Here is a 17,702-nt window from a genome sequence, read left to right as displayed (position 1 = left end):
GGCCCGCGGCCCCGGAACACGGTCGGCGCGCGGGTCCCCGCTGCTTCTTCTCCGGCTACTTCTTCTCCGGCCCCGCGCCCGGCGTGCTGTGCGCCCGGTCCCTGGACTGCGGCGGCCCCACCGGACCGCGGCGGATCGACCCGGGCGCGTTCCAGTCCGCGCGCCGCCTGGCGCGGGCCCTGGCCGCCTCGGAGGACTCCAGCTGCCACGGCACCGACGTCACCATCACGCCCGCGGTGAAGAGCAGCCGCCCCTTGAGCCGCAGCGCGCTCTGGTTGTGCAGCAGGTGCTCGTACCAGTGGCCGACCACGTACTCCGGGATGTAGACGCTGACCACGTCGCGCGGGCTGTCCCGGCGCAGTCCCTTGACGTAGTCGATGATCGGCCGGGTGATCTCGCGGTAGGGCGAGTCGAGGACCTTCAGCGGCACATCGATGCCGTGGGCCTGCCACTCCGCCTGCAGGGCCTTGGTGTCGTCGGGGTCGACGTTGATGCTGAGCGCCTCCAGGGTGTCGGAGCGCATCAGCTTGGCGTACGACAGCGCCCGCAGGGTGGGCTTGTGGAGTTTGGAGACCAGCACGATGGAGTGCACCCGGGACGGGCGTACGTAGTCGTCCCCGGGTTCGTCGTCGGCGGCGATCTCCTCGGAGACCCGGGTGTAGTGGCGGCGGATCGCCGTCATGATCGCGAAGAAGACCACCATGCCGAGGACCGCGACCCAGGCGCCGTGGGTGAACTTGGTGAGGAGCACGATCACCAGCACCAGGCCGGTGAGGAAGGCCCCGAAGCTGTTGATCGCCCGGGAGCGGTGCATGTGGCGGCGCTTGCCGGGGTCGAGCTCGGTCCGCAGGTGGCGGTTCCAGTGCCGGACCATGCCGATCTGGCTGAGCGTGAAGGAGACGAAGACGCCGACGATGTAGAGCTGGATCAGCCGGGTCGAGTCGGCGCCGTAGATGTAGACCAGCACGCAGGCGAAGCCGGCCAGCAGCACGATGCCGTTGGAGAAGGCCAGCCGGTCGCCGCGGGTGTGCAGCTGGCGCGGCAGGTAGCGGTCCTGGGCGAGGATCGAGCCGAGCACCGGGAAGCCGTTGTACGCGGTGTTGGCGGCCAGGAAGAGGACCAGCGCGGTGACCGTGGCGAGGAAGACGAACGGGATCGAGTTGTGGCCGAAGACGGCCTCGGCGACCTGCGCGATGACCGGGTCCTGGGTGAAGCCGGAGCCGACCGGCTTGCCGTTCACCAGCAGGTCGGTGGCCGGGTTGGAGGCCATCCGGACCTTGGTGTTTATCGCCAGCGCGATGATGCCGCAGAACATGGTGACGGCCAGCAGGCCCATCGCGGCCAGCGTGGTGGCGGCGTTCTTGGACTTGGGTTTCTTGAACGCCGGCACGCCGTTGCTGATCGCCTCCACGCCGGTGAGCGCGGCACAGCCGGAGGAGAAGGCTCTCAGCAGCAGGAAGATCAGCGCGAAGCCGCCGATCCCTGAGGACTCCGCATGGATGGTGAAGTTCGCCGTGGGCGCGTGCATGTCATGCCCAGTGGCGATCTTGATGATGCCCCAGCCGATCATGCAGAACACGCCGAAGACGAAGGCGTAGGTGGGGATGGCGAAGATCGTGCCGGACTCGCGCACCCCGCGCAGGTTCATCAGCATCAGCAGCACGATCATGCCGACCGCGCCCAGCACCTTGTGCGTGACGAAGAACGGCACCGCGGAGCCGAGGTTCTCGATGCCCGAGGCGACCGACACCGCCACGGTGAGCACGTAGTCGACCAGCAGGGCGCTGGCCACGGTGAGGCCCGCCTTCGGTCCCAGATTGGTGGTGGCGACCTCGTAGTCGCCGCCGCCCGAGGGGTAGGCGTGCACGTTCTGCCGGTAGGAGGCGACGACGGTGAACATCAGCACCACGACCGCGACCGCGATCCACGGGCTGAAGTGATAGGCCGACGCTCCCGCGATGGACAGGACCAGCAGCACCTCGCCCGGTGCGTACGCCACGGAGGACAGCGGGTCCGAGGCGAAGACGGGCAGCGCGAGTCGCTTGGGGAGCAGTGTTTCCCCCAGCTTGTCACTGCGCAGCGCCCGGCCGATCAGGATCCGTTTCGGCAGGTCGGTCAGTTTGGACACCCCGCGATGTTAAGGGATCGTCAAGATGCGCGGGTGCCCGGTCGACTTATGGAGTGTGGCGAACTTGTGACCCCGCCATGGCGCAACCTTGGGGGCCGCCACGCACGTGTGTAGCTTTGGCCGCGGTCTGAGACGCTTGACGTACCGCTTGGAGGAAGGACGGTCGTGCACGTCGTGATTATGGGATGCGGGCGAGTGGGTTCGACGCTCGCGCACTCCCTCGAACAGCAAGGTCATACGGTCGCTGTGGTGGACCAGGACCAGACGGCGTTCCGCCGGCTGGGCGCTGGTTTCGCCGGGCGCCGGGTGACCGGAGTCGGGTTCGACCAGGACACGCTGCGCGAAGCCGGAATCGAGGAGGCGGGCGCCTTCGCGGCCGTCAGCAGCGGTGACAACTCCAACATCATCGCGGCCCGGGTGGCCCGCGAGATGTTCGGGATCGAGAACGTGGTGGCCCGGATCTACGACCCGCGGCGCGCCGAGGTCTACCAGCGGCTCGGCATCCCCACCGTGGCCACCGTGCGGTGGACCGCCGACCAGATGCTGCGCCGGCTGCTGCCCTCCGGGGCCGAGCCGCTGTGGCGCGACCCCAGTGGTGGCGTGCAGCTGGCCGAGGTGCACACCCCGGAGAGCTGGATCGGGCACAAGGTGAGCCTCCTCCAGGAGGAGACCGGGGTCCGTGTGGCCTTTATCACCAGGCTGGGCGAGGCGACCCTGCCGACGTCGCAGACCGTGCTGCAGGAAGGCGATCTGGTGCATGTGATGATGCGCACCGACGGCGTCGCCGAGGTCGAGGCGGCCTTCGCGAAGGGTCCCGGGGGGGCGCAGTCATGAGGGTGGCCATCGCCGGGGCCGGCGCGGTGGGACGTTCCATCGCGGGCGAGCTGCTGGAGAACGGGCACGAGGTGCTGCTCGTCGACAAGAACCCCACCTCCATCTCGGTGGAGCGGGTGCCGCAGGCCGAGTGGCTGCTCGCCGACGCGTGCGAGATCACCTCGCTCGACGAGGCGGCGCTGCAGCGCTGCAACGTGGTGATCGCGGCGACCGGTGACGACAAGGTCAACCTGGTCGTGTCACTGCTCGCCAAGACCGAGTACGGGGTGCCGCGGGTCGTCGCCCGGGTGAACAACCCCAAGAACGAGTGGCTCTTCAACGAGTCGTGGGGGGTGGACGTCGCCGTTTCCACCCCGCGGCTGATGTCGGCCCTGGTCGAGGAGGCGGTGAGCGTCGGCGACCTGGTCCGGCTGCTGCGCTTCAGCCAGGGCGACGCGAATCTGGTGGAGCTGACCCTGCCGCAGGACGCGGCGCTGGTCGGCACCCGGGTCGGCGACGTGGAGTGGCCGGTCGACACCTCGCTGGTCACGATCATCCGCGGCAACCGGGTGCTCACCCCCGCCAAGGACGACGCGCTGGAAGCCGGTGACGAGCTGCTGTTCGTGGCGGCGCCGCACCGGGAGGAGCAGCTGGAGGACCTGCTCTCGGTCCAGGGCGACCCTGAGGAGTAGCCGCCGGAGGCCACGACGACGTGGGGCCCCGGCCTGCCCGGCCGGGGCCCCACGCTGTTCCGCGTTCGTACGGCGCTGCGCACCTCAGGTGAGCGAGGTGCTCTTCTCCGCTTTCTCCTTCTCCGCCTTCTCGGCCGCTTCCATCTCCGCGATCACGTCGATGGGCGGCGGCGCCTTCACCAGGAAGATCCAGGTGAGGTAGACCGACAGCAGGAAGGGCGGAATGCCGAGGGCGACCTTGACCCAGCCCAGCTGGGTGGCGTTCCCCCACCAGTACAGCGGGAAGAGGATCGCGGACTTCGCCAGCAGGATCAGGCCCCAGGCCCAGCTGGCCTTGGTGTACGCGCGCAGCCGCCCGGGGTTGCGGGTCCGCCAGGAGAGGTTCTCCTTGAAGATCGGCCCGAGGATCAGGCCGAGCAGCGGGAAGCGGGCCGCGGCGCTGACGATGTAGGCGACGGCCAGGCCGAAGGTGTAGAGCATCCCGGGCAGGTAGAAGTTCTTGGCGTTGCCGGACATCAGCGCGAAGACCGCGCCGAAGGCCACACCGAAGACCCCGCTGAAGGCGTGCTTGAGGGTGTCGCGCTGCACCAGCCGGGAGACGCCCAGCACCACCGACAGGGCCAGTGCCGCGATCGCCGACGACTTGATGTCGTGGTTGACGGTGTAGATCCCGACGAACACCAGGCCGGGGACCGTGGTCTCCACCATGCCGCGGACGCCGCCGAACGCCTCGAAGAGCGCCGCCTCGGTCACCGCCCGCGCCGCGTCCTCACCCGGTGGGGCGGCCGTCTCCGGGCCCGGGCCCGTGTGTTCTGCGGTGCCCGTGTTCTCTGGTGACGCCACCTGTTACTCCTGTCCGACCGGACGCAGCTCGTACTTGGGATTGAACAGCACCGGACGGCCCCGGTTCATCGAGATCCGGCCGGAGGCGATGATCCTGCGGCCGGGCTCTATGCCCGTGATACTCCGGCGGCCGAGCCACACCACGTCGAGTCCCGCGGACCCGTCGAAGAGTTCGGCCTCCAGTGCCGGCACGCCCGCCCGTGGACGGAGCGTGACCGTACGCAGCGTACCGGTGACGGACACGATCTGCCGGTCGGAGCAGTCGCAGATCCGCGTGCAGCCGGTGGCAAGCGCGTCCTGCTGCAGTTCCTCGGAGTCCATTTCCTCCTGGGTGGAGGACAGGCGGTCCAGCATGCGGCGGAAGCGGCCCGCGGGCCGTTCGGAACGGAGTGCACCACTCATGTCTTCAAGGGTACTCAACCCTCGAAGCGGTAACCCATGCCCGGTTCGGTGATGAAATGCCGCGGCCGGGCCGGGTCGGTCTCCAATTTGCGGCGCAACTGGGCCATGTAGACCCGCAGATAATTGCTCTCCGTCCCGTAGGCGGGTCCCCAGACCTCCTGGAGCAGCTGCTTCTGGCTGACCAGCCGGCCCGGGTTGCGGACCAGGACCTCCAGCAGATGCCACTCGGTCGGGGTGAGCCGGACGTCGGCGCCTTCCCGCTGCACCTTCTTGGCGGCGAGGTCGACGGTGAAAGTGTCGGTCTCGATGGTGGCGGCGTCGTCCTCGGGCCCGCTGGGGGCGGCCCGGCGGACCGCGGCGCGCAGCCGGGCGAGGAGTTCGTCCATGCCGAAGGGCTTGGTGACATAGTCGTCGGCGCCGGCGTCCAGCGCCTCGACCTTCTCGTCGGACGCCTGCCGTGCGGAGAGCACGATGATCGGCACCCGGGTCCAGCCGCGCAGCCCCCTGATCACCTCGACGCCGTCCATGTCGGGCAGGCCGAGGTCGAGCACCACCACGTCGGGGTGGCGGGCCGCGGCCACCCGCAGCGCGGTGGCGCCGTCGTGGGCCGCGTCCACCTCGTACGACCGCGCCCGCAGATTGATGGCAAGCGCGCGTACGAGCTGCGGCTCGTCGTCGACCACGAGCACCCGGTGCATCTGTGTCCTCTCCTCCGTTGTCCTGGCCGCTGATGACCGCGGTCAGGTGGTCGCCGTCACCGGCAGGCCGGCGCGGGCCGGGGCGCCACCGGGCGCGGCCCGCAGGGTGAACACCATGGTCAGGCCCCCGCCGGGGGTGTCCTCCGCGACGAGGGTGCCTCCCATGGCCTCGGCGAAGCCGCGGGCGACCGCCAGGCCGAGACCCACGCCGTTGCCCCGCGGCGCGTCGCCGTACCGCTGGAAGGGCTCGAAGATGTGCTCCTTGGCCTCCTCGGGGACGCCGGGCCCGCGGTCGACCACCCGCACCTCCACCCGGTCGCCCAGCGCGCTGGCGGCCACCAGGACCTTCGCGGCCTCGGGGCTGTACTTGACCGCGTTCTCCACCACGTTGGCGACGCCTCTTTCCAGCAGTCCCGGGTCGACGGCGACCATCGGCAGCGTCTCGGGGATGTCGAGGGCGACGGACCGCTCGGGCACCCCGCCGAGCGCCATCGGCACCACCTCGTCGAGGTCCACCTCGCGAATCAGCGGGACGACGGTGCCGGTCTGCAGCCGGGACATGTCCAGCAGGTTCCCCACCAGGTGGTCAAGCCGGTCGGCGCCGTCCTCGATACCTGCCAGCAGCTCCGCCTCGTCCTCAGGCGACCAGGCGACGTCGTCGGAGCGCAGCGAGGAGACCGCCGCCTTGATGCCGGCCAGCGGGGTGCGCAGGTCGTGCGAGACCGCGGCGAGCAGGGCGGTACGTATCCGGCTGCCCTCGGCGAGCTCCCGGGCCCGGCCGGCCTCGTCGGTCAGCCGCTCGCGGTCGAGTGCGACCGCGGCCTGCGCGGCGAAGGCGGAGAGCACCCGGCGGTCGGAGGCGGGCAGCATCCGCCCGGTCAGCGCCAGCGACAGCCGGTCGTTGACGGGCACCTCCACGTCGGCCTCCTCCGGGCGCAGGCAGGGCCGGCTGCCGACGCTCACCACCCGGTGCCAGCCGTCGTCTTCCCCGGCGCGTTCCAGCAGCACCACCGCGTCCATGGCGAAGGACTCCCTGACCCGTTCCAGCAGGGCCTTGACGCTGCTCTCACCGCGCAGCACGCTGCCGGCGAGATACGAGAGGATCTCCGCCTCGGCCCGCAGTCTGGCGGCCTGCTGGGTACGCCGGGCGGCCAGGTCCACCACCGAGGCGACCGCCGCGCCGACCACGACGAAGATCGCTATGGCGATGATGTTTTCGGGCTCCGCGACGGTGAAGGAGTGCCGGGGCGCGGTGAAGTACCAGTTGAGCAGGAGCGAGCCGCCCAGTGCCGAGACCAGCGCCGGCCACAGCCCGCCGACCAGCGCGGCGGCGACCGTCAGGGTCAAGAAGAGCAGCATCTCGGTGGCCTGGCCCATGCCGGGGTGCCAGTGGGTGAGCAGCACCGCGAGCAGCAGCGGGGCACCGATCCCGGTCAGCCAGCCGGCCACCACCCGGGACCTGCCGAGCTTCGCGCCGCGGGCGGCGGGCAGCCCGCGGCCCCTGGCGGCCTCCTCGTGGGTGACGATGTGCACGTCGATGTCGCCGGACTCGCGGGCCACGGTGGCGCCGACGCCGGGCCCGAAGGCGTACTGCCAGGTCTTGCGGCGGCTGGTGCCGAGCACGATCTGGGTGGCGTTGACGCCGCGGGCGAAGTCCAGCAGCGCGTCCGGCACGTCGTCGCCGATGACGTGGTGGAAGGTGCCGCCCAGGTCCTCGACCAGGGTGCGCTGCACCGCGAGTTCCTTGGTGGAGCCGGCCGCGAGGCCGTCGCTGCGCACGATGTGCACGGCGAGTATCTCGCTGCCGGAGCCCTTGGCGGCCATCCGGGCCGCCCGCCGGATCAGGGTGCGGCCCTCGGGCCCGCCGGTGAGGCCGACCACGATCCGCTCGCGGGCCTGCCAGGCGGCGGAGATCCGGTGGTCGGCGCGGTACTGCTGGAGGTATTCGTCGACCCGGTCGGCGGTCCACAGCAGCGCCAGTTCGCGCAGCGCGGTGAGGTTGCCGGGCCGGAAGTAGTTGGACAGGGCCGCGTCGACCTTGTCGGACTCGTAGATGTTGCCGTGCGCCATCCGGCGGCGCAGCGCCTGGGGCGACATGTCGACCAGCTCGATCTGGGCGGCCCGGCGCACCACCTCGTCCGGCACGGTCTCGCGCTGCTTCACGCCGGTGATCGACTCGACCACGTCGGCCAGCGACTCCAGGTGCTGGATGTTGAGGTTGGAGACCACGTCGATGCCGGCCCGCAGCAGCTCCTCGACGTCCTGCCAGCGCTTGGTGTTCCGCGAGCCCGGCGCATTGGTGTGGGCCAGCTCGTCCACCAGGGCGACCTCGGGGGCGCGGGCAAGGACGGCGTCGACGTCCATCTCGCTGAAGAGGGTGCCGCGGTACTCCAGCTCCTTGCGGCGGACGGCCTCCAGCCCGTGCAGCATCACCTCGGTGCGGGGCCGCCGGTGGTGTTCGACGTAGCCCACCACCACGTCGGTGCCGCGTTCGGCCCGTCGGTGGGCCTCGGAGAGCATGGCGTAGGTCTTGCCCACGCCGGGGGCAGCTCCGAGATATATGCGCAGTGTGCCGCGTGCCATGGCTCCATCGTCCCGCCGGTGCGCGACCTTCACCCGGGGGGCCGGGGCGCGCGCTCGTCTACGACAGTAGATCGCACGAACCGGTCATACCGGATTTCCCCGCTGCGGGACCCCGACATTGACGGCGTCTTGACGCCGCTCCTGACGGCTTCCGGCGGCCAGACCGGGGCTAGGTGTCGGAGACGATCGTGCCGTCGCGCAGTTCCAGGACGCGGTCGGCGAGCGCCAGCAGCTGGGTGTCGTGGGTGGCGACCAGTGCTGTGACGCCCTCGCTGCGCACGACCGCGCGCAGCAGGTCCATCACGGCGAGGCCGGTGTCCGCGTCGAGCTGGCCGGTGGGTTCGTCGGCGATGATCAGCACCGGCTGGTTGGCCAGCGCCCTGGCGATGGCCACCCGCTGCTGCTGGCCGCCGGAGAGCTCGCTGGGGCGCTGGTTGGCGTGGTCGGCGAGGCCCACCAGGGAGAGCAGCAGCTCGACCCGGCGCTCGCGCTCACGCGTCGGGACCTTGCGCAGCCGCATCGGGACGCCGACGTTCTCGGCCGCGGTGAGGATGGGGATCAGGCCGAAGGACTGGAAGACGAAGCCGATCCGGTCGCGGCGCAGCGCCAGCAGGTCGTCGTCGCCGAGGCCCGCCAGGTCGGTGCCGTCCAGGGTGATCCGGCCGCCGTCGGGCGAGTCCAGGCCGCCGACGAGGTTGAGGATGGTGGTCTTGCCGGAGCCGGAACGGCCCTTGAGGGCGACGAGTTCGCCGCGCGGCACGGTGAAGGAGACCCCGCGCAGCGCGTGGACCGCGGTGTCACCGCTCCCGTAGGTGCGGTGCAGGTCCTCCACCACCACCATGTCGCCGGCCGGCGCCTGCGCCACCGCGGTGGCACCTGCCCCGGTGGACTGCTCGCTCACGTTTCCTCCCCGTACCGTCCCACCGTCGCGTTTCCGTCACCGTACGCCGCACCTGGCCGGATACGGGCGGCCCGTGGATAACGATCACGGCACCGGTGCCGCGCCCGCCGGGCCGTCGCGGACGCTGCCGCCAACCGGCCGGATACGTAAGGCCGTTGCCGCCGCCAACCGGCCAAGGCCGGACATGGCGCACCCGGCTGCCGTGATATCGGCAGCCGGGTGGCTGTGTGCTGTACGGGCTCCGCCCACGTCCCGCCGCGGCGGCGGGAGTGGCCGGCGGTCAGTGCAGTTCGGTGATCTCCGGTCCGCGCCGCATCGGGTCGATGCCGTCACCGAACTTGGAGACCTCGGCCTGCTCCGCGGGGGCGGCGCCGTCCGGCACCATCTGCGCGTCGTTCGGCAGCTTCAGCACGATCGGGTCGCGCGGCGCCATCGGAGCCTCACCGCGTACCACCACGGTGTCGCGGAAGATCGACTCCAGGACGCCGGCCGCGGCCGGCTGCACCGCGCCCTGGCCGGAGATCACTCCGCGCAGGAACCAGCGCGGACCGTCGCAGCCGATGAAGCGCACCAGCTGCACGCCGTTGGTGCCGTCGGGCAGCCGGACCGGGACCTGGGCCCGCAGCTCCCACCCGAGCGGACCCTCGATCTCGTCGACGATGCCACCCTGCTGAGTGATGCCGGACGCGATCTCGTCCCGCACCTCGCCCCAGATGCCCTCGGACTTGGGGGCGGCGAATCCCTGCAGCTGGACGGCGCTGTCCCGCAGCACCACGGTGGCGGCCACGATGGACTCGCCGGCCACCTCCACCCGCAGTTCCATGCCGTCGACACCGGGGACGAACAGACCGCCGAGATCGACCCGGCCCTCGCCCGGCTCCCGGACCTCGCTGATGTCCCACGGGCCGTCGGGCCGTGCGGCGGGCGGCAGGTTGTACCGGACCGACTCGTCGGAGCCGTCCTGCTCCACCCCGGCATCAACGGCGTCCTCGGCCGGCTCGTCCAGGCCCTCGGCCTCGTCGAGCTCGTCGATGGCGTCTTCGCGCTCCTTGCGACGACGGAACACGGTCACTGTCCTTCCCGGTCGCTGAGGACCGATGCGTATCCGTTGCTGGACGTGTCGGCCGACGGCGGCTCCACCGCGGCGTGACCCCCCGTGGAGCCGAAGCCCCCCGTGGCCCGGGCAGAGCCGGGCAACTCCGCCACCTCGTGGAAGCGGACCCGTTCGACCTGCTGGACGACCAGTTGCGCGATCCGGTCGCCGCGCTCGAACCGCACACTCTCGCGCGGATCGAGATTGACCACGATCACTTTGATCTCTCCACGGTACCCGGCATCCACCGTTCCCGGGGCATTCACCATGGCCACCCCGCAGCGGGCCGCGAGGCCGGAACGGGGGTGCACGAAGGCCGCGTAGCCGTCGGGCAGCGCCAGCGAGATGCCGGTCGGCAGCACCGCGCGCTCGCCGGGCGCGAGCTCGGCGGACTCGGTGGTGGTCAGGTCGAGCCCGGCGTCCCCGGGGTGCGCGTACGAGGGCACCGGCACCGACGCGTCGAGCCGCTTGAGCAGCACGTCCACCGGCGGCCGGCTCACGGGTTCACCTCGAAGGCGCGGGCCACCTTGACCTGGTCGGGGTCGGCCATCGCCGCCTCGATCTCGGCCGGGCGGCCGTTGCTGGTGAAGTGGTCGAGTTTGACCTCGATGAAGAGGGCGTCGGCGCGCACCGCGACCGGCCCGTCGGGGCCACCGATCCGGCCTTCCGCGGTGCTGTAGATCTTGCGGCCGGCCACCGCGGTGCAGCGGGCCGACAGGTGGAGGGTGGCACCGACCGGCACCGGGAGCAGGAAGTCCGACTCCAGCCGGCCGGTGACCGCGATGACCCGCAGCAGCCAGCTCAGCGAGCCCAGCGTCTCGTCCAGCGCGGTGGCCAGCACCCCGCCGTGCGCCAGGCCCGGTGCGCCCTGGTGGGCGGGCCGCACGGTGAACTCGGCGGTGACGCTGACGCCCTCGCCGGCCCTGGCGGCCAGCCGCAGTCCGTACGGCTGCTCCTCGCCGCAGCCGAAGCACTGGTCGTAGTGCGCGCCGAGCAGCTCACCGGGCGCGGGCGCGTCCGGATGCCGCACGGGCGCGGTGGCGCCGGGCGGCGGGATCGCACCCGGCCGGCCGCCGCTCGCGGATGTCGTGGCTGCACTCACGCCGGAGACCCTACCCTCCTACGGGATCCTTTCCCTTCCGGTGTCCGTTGCTCTTCGGGGGCCGCCCGCCACGGGCGGTACCGGGAGCCCCGCCGGACCACCGAACTGCAGCGGAGCCACGGATGAATCCCAGGAGCGTCGTCGTCACCGGCGCCGGCCGAGGCATCGGCCGGGCCATCGCCCTCGAACTGGCGCACACCGGTTTCGACGTCATCGCGACGGTCCGCACCGAGGAGCGGGCGGAGGCGCTGCGCACCGAGGTGGCCGGTACCGGCGCGGCGGTCCGCACGGTGCTGCTGGACGTGGCCGATCCGACCTCCTGCGTCACCGCCTTCACCCGGATCGCCGGGATGACCGACGGCGGCCCGTGGGCGGTGGTGAACAACGCGGGTTTCGCGCAGCCGGGCGCCGTCGAGGACGTGGACGACGAACTGGTCCGGCGGCAGCTGGAGACGAATCTGGTGGCGCCGGCCCGGATCGCCCGGCTGGTGCTGCCCGCGATGCGCGACCGGCGGGCCGGCCGGATCGTCAATGTCTCCTCGGTCGCCGGGCGGGTGTCGCTGCCGATGCTGGGCTGGTACTGCGCGAGCAAGCGCGGTCTGGAGTCGGTGACGGACGCGCTGCGGATGGAGACCGAGCCGTTCGGTGTGAAGGTCAGTCTGGTCGAGCCGGGCTCGTACCGCACCGGCATCTGGCGGACCGGCGCCGAGCTGCTGCCGGACGACCGGGCGTCGGTGTATGCCGAGCAGTACGCCGCCGCCGGCGCCAGGCTGCGCGGCGGCCAGGACCTGCCGGGGCCGCGGCCCGTGGCGCTCGCGGTGCGCAAGGCACTCACCGCGCGGCGCCCGCAGCCGCGTTATCTGGTGGGCGGCGGGACCCGGTCCACCACCGTGCTGGACGCGGTGGCGCCGACCGCGGCCTCGGACCGGGTGAAGCAGCTGGCCACCGGGCTGCGCTCGGCGCCGCCGCGTGTCACCCGGGCGCTGGCGCGCCTCCGCGTCAAGTAGCACAGGGGCGCATGGCAGTCTTGTGCCATGTCCGATCCCGTTCAGCGTCCTTCGCAGCCTTACGACGAGCGCCTCACGGTGCCGCGCTCCTGGTGGGTCCTCGCCGTCGGGGTCGGGGTGGCGTTCGCGCTGATCCTCTTCCCCTTCGGACCGCTGCCGATCCTGGCCGGCCTGGTGGGCGGCGCGGCACTGGCCATGATGGGGGTCAGTTCCTACGGTTCGGCCCGGATCAGGGTGGTGGCCGGTTCGCTGCTCGCGGGCAAGGCCAGGATCCCGCTGGACGCGCTGGGCGAGGCCGTGGTGCTCGACGCGCAGGAGGCCGTCGCCTGGCGGCTGCACAAGGCGGACCCGCGGGCGTTCATGCTGATGCGCTCGTACGTGCCGACCGCGCTGAAGGTCGAGGTCGTCGATCCGGCCGATCCGACGCCGTATCTCTATCTGTCGACGCGGTCCCCGCAGCGGCTGGCGGACGCGCTGACAGCGGTCAGGACCGTCGCCTGACGGTGGGTCGCCCGGGAGCGGGCGGTGCGGACGCCCGGGAGCGGGCCGGGGAGCGCCGGGAAGGCGGTCAGGACGGGCGCGGGTCGCCCTGCTGTCCCTCATCGGGGCCGGGCAGTTCCGGCCGCTTCAGCAGCGCGTCCAGGGAGTCCTCCGGCGGCGATTCCAGCTCGGGCCAGGCCAGTTGGTGGCTGCGCAGATCGCGGCGGACCCGGGCGGCGAGCTTGCGGGTGTCCCGCCGGTTGAGCACCGCGCCGACGGCGGCGCCGACCATGAACGGAGTCAGCGACGGGGCGTGCCGCAGGCTGCGGCGCAGCAGCCGCTGGCGCAGCTCCCGCTTCATGGTGGTGCCGAGCGCCACATTGACGGTGGTCGGTTTCAGCACGTCGATGCCGCGCTGCTGGGTCCAGGACCAGAGGTAGGCGGTGGCGCGGTCCCGGGCGTTGCCGGGGACCCGCAGGCCGTACACCTCGTGCAGTTCGGCGATCAGTTTGTACTCGACGGCGGCGACGCCGAGGGTCTCGGTGGCCAGTTCGGCCGGCATGGCCGGTGGCGTGGGCATCATCGCGGCGGCGCCCACACCGGCGCCGACGGTCATCGTGCCCTTCACCGCGGCGGCGGTCAGCCGGTCCGCGATGTCCTCGGGGCCGAGCCCGGGGAACTGCTTGCGCAGGGTCCGCAGATCGCGGACCGGAATGCGCGGGGCGGTGTCGATCAGCCGCTCGGCGACCGAACCGATCCCGACCTTGGCCATCCGGCCACCGACGCGGGCTCCGCCTGCCATGCCGCGGCCCAGGCCGCGCACGGTACTGGCCGCGAGCGAGGCCGCACGGCCTCGCTCGTCGCCCTCGGGTCGTTCCGGCGAGCCGGTCACGGGCGCCCGCGGATCAGGCCGCGCAGTCGCGGCAGATCGGGTTCCCGTTCTTCTCCGAGGCCAGCTGGCTCCGGTGATGAACGAGGAAGCAGCTCATGCAGGTGAACTCGTCCGCCTGCCGGGGCAGCACGCGGACCGACAGCTCCTCGTTGGAGAGGTCGGCGCCGGGCAGCTCCAGGGACTCGGCCTGGTCGAACTCGTCGACGTCGACCGCGGAGGTCGACTTCTCGTTCCGCCGGGCCTTCAGTTCCTCGATGCTGTCTTCGTTGACGTCGTCGTCGGTCTTGCGTGGGGTGTCGTAATCCGTAGCCATTTTCGCTCTCCCCCTGTGGGTGTCTGTGGTGTCTCCAGCGCACGTAACGCGCGGGAGGCCGGACTTGTGCCCGACCCGAGGCGGAGATTTTGCCTCACATCAAGGCCCGTTACGCGATCGACACCCGACTACGCCCCCGAAGAGGTGATCGCGCGGGTGGCCGATCATGAACCGTGACGGTTGGAAGATACTCCGGCACGGGCGCCTTCACGTGTACTTCCCGTGATCATGACCTGGGGAAACATGGATTTTGTGGCCCTTTTCCCAGGTCTTGCGATCACCGAGAGTACCCGCTGTACAACATCTGTGTGCGATCGGTCACAGTCGGTACCGGCTGAGAACAGACCCTGAAATTACTCGCAAAGCGAACGACCGGTTCTTCCGGCCGATGTGGCCCACGCGTCGGAAGTGACGCGGTTCACAGCTGATGAGAGCGTTGGAGGGGCTGCTTCCGCAGGTCCGGTGGGAGACCCTACAGCGGGATCGCGACCCGCATGACCAGGCCGCCACCCTCCCTGGGCTCGGCGGCGATGACGCCACCGTGCGCCCTTGCGACCGAGCGGGCGATGGACAGACCGAGCCCGACTCCCTTGTCGCTGCCGGTGCGCTCGGTTCTCAGCCGTCGGAACGGCTCGAAGAGGTTGTCGATCTCGTACGCGGGCACCACTGGCCCGGTGTTGACCACCACAACGAGCGCATGCCCGCTCTCGGTGCTGGTACGCACCTCGACCCAGCCGTCCTGCGGCACGTTGTAGCGCACCGCGTTCTGCACCAGATTCAGCGCGATCCGCTCCAGCAGCACGCCATTGCCCTGGACCACCGCGCCCTGCAGTTCGGCGCGCAGCTCCACGCCCTTGGCCTGCGCCTCGCCGCGCACCTGGTCCAGCGCCCGGGAGGCGGCCTCGGCCAGGTCCACCGGTTTGCGGTCCACGATCTCGTTCTCGCTGCGGGCGAGCAGCAGCAGGCCCTCCACCAGTTGTTCGCTGCGCTCGTTGGTGGCCAGCAGGGTCTTGCCGAGCTGCTGCAGGTCCGGTGATGCCTCCGGGTCGGAGAGCTGCACCTCCAGCAGGGTGCGGTTGATCGCCAGCGGGGTGCGCAGCTCGTGCGAGGCGTTGGCGACGAAGCGGCGCTGGGCGTCGAAGGAGCGCTCCAGCCGGTCCAGCATGCCGTCGAAGGTGTCGGCCAGCTCCTTGAGCTCGTCGTCCGGGCCGTCCAGTTCGATCCGGCGCTTGAGGTCGGAGCCGACCACGCTGCGCGCGGTCCTGGTGATCCGGCCGAGCGGCGCCAGCACCCGGCCGGCCATCACATAGCCGAAGACGAGCGCGACCACGGCCAGCCCTATCAAGGCGATCAGTGACCGCTTCAGCAGGGTGCTCAGCGCCATGTCCCGCTGGTGCTGCATACAGGTGTTGAGCGCCTGGGTGAACTGGTCGGAGGTGATGACCTGCCCGGCCGGCAGCTCCGAGCAGTTGGTCGACTGGATGCTGGTGCTGCCCAGCAGCTTGAAGGGGAAGACGCTGCCCTGGTCGAGCGCCTGGGCGGCCAGCAGGTAGATGATCCACAGCAGCAGTACGCCGGCGATCAGGAACATGCCGCCGTAGAGCACGGTGAGCCGTATCCGGATGGTCGGCCGCAGCCACGGCGGCGGGCTCTCGTCCGGGTGCGGGTCCCAGGAGGGGCGCGGCGGGGCGGGCGGTCCGGCGTGCGGGCCCGCCGGGGTCTGTGGGGAGACGGAGGCCACGGCGGATCAGATCCGGTAGCCGGAGCCGGGCACGGTGACGATCACCGGGGGCTCACCGAGCTTGCGGCGCAGGGTCATCACGGTGACCCGCACCACGTTGGTGAAGGGGTCGGTGTTCTCGTCCCATGCCTTCTCCAGCAGTTGCTCGGCGGAGACCACCGAGCCCTCGCTGCGCATCAGGACCTCCAGCACCGCGAACTCCTTGGGCGCCAGATGCACCTCGTCGCCGTTGCGGAAGACTTCGCGGCGGTTGGGGTCGAGCCGGATTCCGGAGCGCTCCAGGACCGGCGGCAGGGCCGCGGTGGTACGGCGGCCGAGCGCGCGGACCCGGGCGGTCAGCTCGGTGAAGGCGAACGGCTTGGGCAGATAGTCGTCGGCGCCGAGCTCCAGGCCCTCCACCCGGTCGCTGACGTCGCCGGCCGCGGTGAGCATGAGCACCCGGGTGGGCATGCCGAGGCCGATGATCTGCCGGCACACCTCGTCACCGTGCACCACCGGAAGGTCACGGTCGAGGACCACGACGTCGTAGTCGTTGACCCCGATCCGCTCCAGGGCGGCACCGCCGTCGTAGACCACATCGACGGCCATGGCCTCGCGGCGCAGGCCGGTGCCCACCGCATCGGCGAGCAGTTGCTCGTCCTCGACGACCAGTACGCGCAAGGCGCTGTTCCTTCCATGAGCTGTGCGAATCCCCCTCCATCCTGCACCGGAGGTCCGTAAATCGGCGGTAAGGGACCGTAGGGGACGGTCCCGGCACCCGGTCGCGTGAACTTATCTGTGGCGGGGATGTTTCCGGCCGGAAACGCCTGGGCAAGACGGCTGTACACCCACCCACCATGCCTTGCCACGCGTTTCCCACGCGGGGCAGCCGGGCTTTGACACACCTCGTGTCAACGGAGTCGACGAGGGGGCGCACATGAACGCGTTCACTACCGGAATCCTGCAGCGCATACACAGCACGGAGTCGGACCTGCGCAGGGCACGCGAGACGGGCGACGACTTCCTCGCGGACGTGGAGCAGAGCGAGCTGGAGGACCTCCAGCGGCTCGCCGCGGAACACGGGGTGGACGTACGGCCCAAGGTCGCCTGACCCACCGGATCCGCACCGGTCGACCCCCGAGCCGCACGCCCCGGCCACCAGGAAGGTGCCGGGGCGTTCGCATGTCTACGCGCGGTGCGCCGGTCAGCTCGGGCGCGGCCGGTCGTGCCAGGCGCCGAGCTCCTCCAGCATCGCCTGGAGCGGCTCGAAGAGCCCGGGGGGCGCGGCGATGGTGAGTTCCCCCGAGGCGGGCTGCCCGGGCCGTCCACCGGTCAGGGCGCCCGCCTCCCGGGCGAAGAGCGCGCCGGCCGCCAGGTCCCACGGGTTGAGGCCGCGCTCGAAGTAGCCGTCGAGCCGGCCGCAGCCGACGTCGGCCAGGTCGATCGCGGCGGCGCCGGCCCGGCGGATGTCCCGGACCCGCGGCACCAGGGTCCGCACCACTTCGGCCTGGGCGGCCCGGCGTTCGGCGAGGTAGCCGAAGCCGGTGCCGATCAGCGCGTGCGAGAACTCCGGGGCCGGGCGGCAGCGGGCCGGCTCCCCGTTGACGAAGGCGCCGCCGCCGCGTACCGCCTGGTAGGTCTCGCGCCGCATCGGTGCCTCGACCACCCCCGCGATCACCTCCCCGTCGTACTCCGCCGCGATGCTGACCGCCCAGGACGGCAGGCCGTAGAGGTAGTTCACCGTGCCGTCCAGCGGGTCGATCACCCAGCGCACCCCGCTGGAGCCCTCGCTGCTCGCGCCCTCCTCGCCGAGGAAGCCGTCGTCGGGCCGCAGCCGCCCGATGCGGTCGGTGATCAGCTTCTCGGCGGCGATGTCCATCTCGGTCACCACGTCGATCGGGCTGGTCTTGGTGGCGGCCACGCCGAGGTCCGCGGGCCGTCCGTCGCGCAGCAGGACGCCGGCCCGGTGGGCCGCTTCCAGGGCGATCGTCAGCAGTTCCGCGGGGTCCGGGCTCGCCGGGGTGGTGGTCATGGG

General features: G+C 71.4%; 19 protein-coding genes. 5 read left to right on the top strand and 14 right to left on the bottom strand.

Annotated elements, in window-relative coordinates:
* Positions 1-55 precede the first annotated feature (55 nt).
* Positions 56-2,128 carry an APC family permease gene (locus OG552_RS27670; RefSeq protein ID WP_329137445.1) on the bottom strand — a complete coding sequence of 691 codons (2,073 nt, stop codon included), beginning with the start codon at positions 2,126-2,128 and terminating at the stop codon, positions 56-58.
* A gap of 165 nt (positions 2,129-2,293) precedes the next feature.
* Here OG552_RS27670 and OG552_RS27665 point away from each other — a divergent pair, with 165 nt between their 5' ends.
* Positions 2,294-2,962: a potassium channel family protein gene (locus tag OG552_RS27665; protein ID WP_329137443.1), complete on the top strand. Its 669-nt coding sequence runs from the start codon at positions 2,294-2,296 to the stop codon at positions 2,960-2,962.
* Positions 2,959-3,633 carry a potassium channel family protein gene (locus tag OG552_RS27660; protein WP_329137441.1) on the top strand — a complete coding sequence of 225 codons (675 nt, stop codon included), beginning with the start codon at positions 2,959-2,961 and terminating at the stop codon, positions 3,631-3,633. Before OG552_RS27665 ends, OG552_RS27660 begins: the two co-directional genes overlap by 4 nt.
* 84 nt (positions 3,634-3,717) lie before the next feature.
* Here the strand turns inward: OG552_RS27660 and OG552_RS27655 are convergent, their stop codons facing one another.
* The 8 genes from OG552_RS27655 to OG552_RS27620 all read right to left on the bottom strand — a co-directional run bounded on the left by OG552_RS27655 (position 3,718) and on the right by OG552_RS27620 (position 11,255).
* Complete coding sequence (locus tag OG552_RS27655) at positions 3,718-4,386, bottom strand: DUF3159 domain-containing protein (RefSeq protein ID WP_329141184.1); 669 nt, start codon at positions 4,384-4,386, stop codon at positions 3,718-3,720.
* 93 nt (positions 4,387-4,479) lie between these two features.
* Positions 4,480-4,878: an OB-fold nucleic acid binding domain-containing protein gene (locus OG552_RS27650; protein ID WP_329137439.1), complete on the bottom strand. Its 399-nt coding sequence runs from the start codon at positions 4,876-4,878 to the stop codon at positions 4,480-4,482.
* 14 nt (positions 4,879-4,892) lie between these two features.
* On the bottom strand, positions 4,893-5,576 hold the full coding sequence (locus OG552_RS27645) for a response regulator (RefSeq protein WP_329137438.1): 684 nt from the start codon (positions 5,574-5,576) through the stop codon (positions 4,893-4,895).
* A gap of 42 nt (positions 5,577-5,618) precedes the next feature.
* A complete protein-coding gene (locus OG552_RS27640; protein ID WP_329137435.1) occupies positions 5,619-8,159 on the bottom strand; it encodes a sensor histidine kinase KdpD in 2,541 nt (846 codons plus the stop codon).
* Positions 8,160-8,328: 169 nt separating this feature from the next.
* Positions 8,329-9,000, bottom strand: coding sequence for an ABC transporter ATP-binding protein (locus OG552_RS27635; RefSeq protein WP_443071203.1), 672 nt, complete (start codon positions 8,998-9,000; stop codon positions 8,329-8,331).
* 340 nt (positions 9,001-9,340) lie between these two features.
* Positions 9,341-10,126 (bottom strand): DUF3710 domain-containing protein, encoded by a 786-nt coding sequence (locus OG552_RS27630; protein ID WP_329137431.1) that lies wholly within the window; start codon positions 10,124-10,126, stop codon positions 9,341-9,343.
* A 2-nt stretch (positions 10,127-10,128) separates the two neighbouring features.
* Entirely contained in the window at positions 10,129-10,653 is a 525-nt protein-coding gene (dut, locus tag OG552_RS27625) for a dUTP diphosphatase (RefSeq protein WP_329137429.1), read from the bottom strand.
* The gene (locus OG552_RS27620; protein ID WP_443071047.1) at positions 10,650-11,255 is read right to left on the bottom strand and encodes a PaaI family thioesterase; all 606 of its coding nucleotides are present in this window, start codon (positions 11,253-11,255) and stop codon (positions 10,650-10,652) included. The genes dut and OG552_RS27620 overlap by 4 nt, the downstream gene beginning before the upstream one ends.
* 122 nt (positions 11,256-11,377) lie before the next feature.
* Between OG552_RS27620 and OG552_RS27615 the strand changes: the two genes are divergently transcribed.
* Positions 11,378-12,262: an SDR family oxidoreductase gene (locus OG552_RS27615; RefSeq protein ID WP_329137427.1), complete on the top strand. Its 885-nt coding sequence runs from the start codon at positions 11,378-11,380 to the stop codon at positions 12,260-12,262.
* 27 nt (positions 12,263-12,289) lie between these two features.
* Positions 12,290-12,763 (top strand): DUF3093 domain-containing protein, encoded by a 474-nt coding sequence (locus OG552_RS27610; RefSeq protein ID WP_329137424.1) that lies wholly within the window; start codon positions 12,290-12,292, stop codon positions 12,761-12,763.
* 67 nt (positions 12,764-12,830) lie between these two features.
* Here the strand turns inward: OG552_RS27610 and OG552_RS27605 are convergent, their stop codons facing one another.
* The 4 genes from OG552_RS27605 to OG552_RS27590 form a co-directional block, all read right to left on the bottom strand.
* Entirely contained in the window at positions 12,831-13,634 is an 804-nt protein-coding gene (locus OG552_RS27605; protein ID WP_329137422.1) for a hypothetical protein, read from the bottom strand.
* Between the two features lie 13 nt (positions 13,635-13,647).
* Entirely contained in the window at positions 13,648-13,947 is a 300-nt protein-coding gene (locus OG552_RS27600; protein ID WP_033173914.1) for a DUF4193 domain-containing protein, read from the bottom strand.
* Positions 13,948-14,419: 472 nt separating this feature from the next.
* Positions 14,420-15,688: a sensor histidine kinase gene (locus tag OG552_RS27595; RefSeq protein WP_329137420.1), complete on the bottom strand. Its 1,269-nt coding sequence runs from the start codon at positions 15,686-15,688 to the stop codon at positions 14,420-14,422.
* Positions 15,689-15,694: 6 nt separating this feature from the next.
* Entirely contained in the window at positions 15,695-16,348 is a 654-nt protein-coding gene (locus OG552_RS27590) for a response regulator transcription factor (protein ID WP_329137417.1), read from the bottom strand.
* A gap of 256 nt (positions 16,349-16,604) precedes the next feature.
* Here OG552_RS27590 and OG552_RS27585 point away from each other — a divergent pair, with 256 nt between their 5' ends.
* Complete coding sequence (locus tag OG552_RS27585; protein WP_329137416.1) at positions 16,605-16,778, top strand: hypothetical protein; 174 nt, start codon at positions 16,605-16,607, stop codon at positions 16,776-16,778.
* 93 nt (positions 16,779-16,871) lie between these two features.
* Here OG552_RS27585 and OG552_RS27580 read toward each other — a convergent pair whose 3' ends face one another.
* Entirely contained in the window at positions 16,872-17,699 is an 828-nt protein-coding gene (locus OG552_RS27580) for an inositol monophosphatase family protein (RefSeq protein WP_329137414.1), read from the bottom strand.
* Between the last annotated feature and the right edge of the window lie 3 nt (positions 17,700-17,702).

Source organism: Streptomyces sp. NBC_01476 (genome assembly GCF_036227265.1).
Taxonomy (GTDB): domain Bacteria; phylum Actinomycetota; class Actinomycetes; order Streptomycetales; family Streptomycetaceae; genus Actinacidiphila.
The sequence above is the reverse complement of the archived record's forward strand: the minus strand, read 5'-3'. Positions and strand labels throughout refer to the sequence as shown.

Bases quoted from the DNA above. Each gene is read 5' to 3' on its own strand.
- OG552_RS27660 (WP_329137441.1), top strand. From the start codon at position 2,959: ATGAGGGTGGCCATCGCCGGGGCCGGCGCGGTGGGACGTTCCATCGCG.
- OG552_RS27650 (WP_329137439.1), bottom strand. From the start codon at position 4,878: ATGAGTGGTGCACTCCGTTCCGAACGGCCCGCGGGCCGCTTCCGCCGC.
- OG552_RS27645 (WP_329137438.1), bottom strand. From the start codon at position 5,576: ATGCACCGGGTGCTCGTGGTCGACGACGAGCCGCAGCTCGTACGCGCG.
- OG552_RS27640 (WP_329137435.1), bottom strand. From the start codon at position 8,159: ATGGCACGCGGCACACTGCGCATATATCTCGGAGCTGCCCCCGGCGTG.
- OG552_RS27635 (WP_443071203.1), bottom strand. From the start codon at position 9,000: ATGGTGGTGGTGGAGGACCTGCACCGCACCTACGGGAGCGGTGACACC.
- OG552_RS27615 (WP_329137427.1), top strand. From the start codon at position 11,378: ATGAATCCCAGGAGCGTCGTCGTCACCGGCGCCGGCCGAGGCATCGGC.
- OG552_RS27610 (WP_329137424.1), top strand. From the start codon at position 12,290: ATGTCCGATCCCGTTCAGCGTCCTTCGCAGCCTTACGACGAGCGCCTC.
- OG552_RS27600 (WP_033173914.1), bottom strand. From the start codon at position 13,947: ATGGCTACGGATTACGACACCCCACGCAAGACCGACGACGACGTCAAC.
- OG552_RS27585 (WP_329137416.1), top strand. From the start codon at position 16,605: ATGAACGCGTTCACTACCGGAATCCTGCAGCGCATACACAGCACGGAG.
- OG552_RS27580 (WP_329137414.1), bottom strand. From the start codon at position 17,699: ATGACCACCACCCCGGCGAGCCCGGACCCCGCGGAACTGCTGACGATC.